The sequence below is a fragment of the Phocaeicola fibrisolvens genome (genome assembly GCF_025567125.1).
Classification (GTDB): Bacteria; Bacteroidota; Bacteroidia; order Bacteroidales; family Bacteroidaceae; genus Phocaeicola; species Phocaeicola fibrisolvens.
In genome coordinates, this window is record NZ_JAOQJI010000097.1 from 1 (window position 1) to 2,407 (window position 2,407).

The following is a 2,407-nucleotide window of genomic DNA, read 5'->3' on the forward strand; positions in this document are numbered from 1 at the left end:
TATGGTGATTCTTATTGCTTGTGGATTACACAACTTCAGAATCACGCACAAAATGAGTCATATAATAAATTAATCTATATAAAGTCTAATAGACGTTGATGATATGTTGAAAAAGGTTGAAAGCAATCATGAATTAGAGGCTGAAAAGCAGGATGCAGACAAGCGGCTCACAGAAATCCGTGAAGCAAAAGAGGCATTGTTGAAAATCCATCAAGACCTTCAAGACGCTATTAAAGCAGAGCGTGATGCTGCAATGATATTGAGAAATGCTATTGATAGTTCCGGCAATATCATTAACGGTATTTGCAATGCCATTGTAAAAGCGTAAGCATTCGGTAAACCACGTTGCAAATTTGGGGTATTAGTTCCGAATCGGTACTATTCGTAGTCGATTCGGAACTAATAGTGTTTATTCGGAACAAGTTTGATTGGATTTTGCCCAATTACGTGGTAGAAGTTCCTCCATATTTTTCTCATCCCTTTCATAATATGGGATTTTACTCAGGACATCTTCCATCCAGATTCTAGGGTCTACTTCTGCCGACTTGCAGGTGGCTATCAGAGAGTACACGATGGCAGCCCTGTATGCGGATGCGTCGTTGCCGCAGAACAGATAGTTCTTTCTGCCCACGGCCAAAGGTCTTATGGCATTTTCTATGCGGTTGTCATCAATTTCTATTCTTCCGTCGTTTACGTATCTGGAAAGCCTAGGAAGAAGCGTGTACGTATATTCAATGGCTTTACCCATGCGGCTTTTAGGAAGCACTCTGAGATAAGCATCCTGCAGCCACTTTTCAAATTCAAGTATCAGCGGATAGGCTTCGCTTATACGTTTTTCCTTACGCTCTTCAGCTGCGAGTCCAGCATCATTGGCTTCAGATTCTATTTTGTACAGCTTGCCGATGGAATGTATTGCCTGTGTGGCCAGGGACCTGTTCTCTTCCAGGGCATCCACGTATTTTCTTCTGACATGTGCCCAACAGCCGACCAGAGTAATTCCTTTCATCTGCTCGAACTGTTCGTAAGCTGCATAGCCGTCACATTGCACAATGCCACGATAGCATCCCAGCAGTTCACGGGCTACCATCCCCGAACGGCTGCCACGGTCATAATGGAACATGACGTCCCCCGTGATGCCGTCGCGCACGCACCACTCATACCCTTTTTTCGCCTTATGTTTCTCATTGTCCATCACAGGAATGACACTCTCGTCCACTTGTATATACTCACTGGAGAGTATCTTCTGTTTGAGCAGGTTGTACAGCAGCTTGAGTTTCTCTACCGCCATTTCATACCATCCGCACATGGTAGATTCGCTTATGCTGATTCCTGATTCGCGATACTGCTGTATCAGACGGTAGAACGGGAGATGATACATGAACTTGCCGATGATAATGTCTGTCAGGACCGAGGCGCCTGCCATACATTTGCTGACCGGAACAAGAGGTAGCGGGTGAATCAGAATCTGCCTTTCCTCGGGGTATTTCTCCATATCGGATTTACTTATCACTTTGTGACGGACGGTCTTCAGGATATATACTTTTGCCGGAACACGTTCCAGGCGTGAACTCTCTTCCTTTCCGATTTCAATGAATTCATCCTTAAGCCTGCCTTCCCCGTCAGTTGTTCCTTCGGGGTAAAGATCAACAACTTCTACCGGAAGAGAAGATGTATCCAAGGGCTTGCGGGACGGCTTCTCCTTGACTTTTATGGTTCTGGTGATTTCTTCATCGCTTTTGCGGACTTCATCCTCCATCCGGGATATTTCCATGGAGGACATTTCTTCTTTTGAGAACAGAAACAACTGGTTGGGATCAAGCGGAAGATTTTTTTCGCTCATCCGTCCGAAGACTTTTTTCCGGAGCCAGTACAGCGACTGCTCCAGCGAAGCAACCCTGCTGATAAGCGCCGCTTTATCCTGGCGGAGCTTATCAATCTCTTCCAATAAGGCTTTTTCCTGTTCTTCCGTAAGCATCTGTATCTCATTGTTTCACAATGTAAATATACTAAAATCCAATGACATACAAAAGCAAACAGAGTAAGAAAACGGCACTATTTTCGAAGTTTCTGCAGGTTTTCAAGTCTCGTGCGACGGGAGTCGCGGGCTTCCATGATACCCTCCACTATCATGACAAGTTCCCGCCATTCTATATTTGCACAGACCTCATTGTCGTTGACAGAATCAGGCTTGCCTAAGGTACCGGCTTCCAGAAGTTTGGAGTACAACACCATGCCGCCCGGCTCCCAATGCAGGAGTTTTATACGGTCACGGGCACGGTTTATGAAGATATATAACGTGAGTTCGATATAAAATTAGAAAATAGACAGTTGTCCGTCATTGACAAAGTTTACATCAATGGCGGGCTTCTTTTCAAAAAAGCAATATGCTGCTATAGCCGACAAAGAG

Annotated in this window: 3 protein-coding genes and 1 pseudogene; 1 reads left to right on the plus strand and 3 read right to left on the minus strand. The window is 44.9% G+C overall.

The window, feature by feature from the left end:
* The first annotated feature begins 103 nt into the window (after nucleotides 1–103).
* The gene (locus tag OCV81_RS17605) at nucleotides 104–328 is read left to right on the plus strand and encodes a hypothetical protein (RefSeq protein ID WP_262640555.1); all 225 of its coding nucleotides are present in this window, start codon (nucleotides 104–106) and stop codon (nucleotides 326–328) included.
* An 81-nt stretch (nucleotides 329–409) separates the two neighbouring features.
* Here OCV81_RS17605 and tnpC read toward each other — a convergent pair whose 3' ends face one another.
* The 3 genes and pseudogenes from tnpC to OCV81_RS17950 all read right to left on the minus strand — a co-directional run.
* On the minus strand, nucleotides 410–1,975 hold the full coding sequence (gene tnpC, locus OCV81_RS17610) for an IS66 family transposase (RefSeq protein ID WP_148331125.1): 1,566 nt from the start codon (nucleotides 1,973–1,975) through the stop codon (nucleotides 410–412).
* A gap of 77 nt (nucleotides 1,976–2,052) precedes the next feature.
* Nucleotides 2,053–2,307, minus strand: a complete 255-nt coding sequence (tnpB, locus tag OCV81_RS17615) for an IS66 family insertion sequence element accessory protein TnpB (protein ID WP_148331126.1) — start codon at nucleotides 2,305–2,307, stop codon at nucleotides 2,053–2,055.
* A 6-nt stretch (nucleotides 2,308–2,313) separates the two neighbouring features.
* Nucleotides 2,314–2,407 (minus strand): annotated as a pseudogene (locus tag OCV81_RS17950) (IS982 family transposase); the annotation flags it as partial.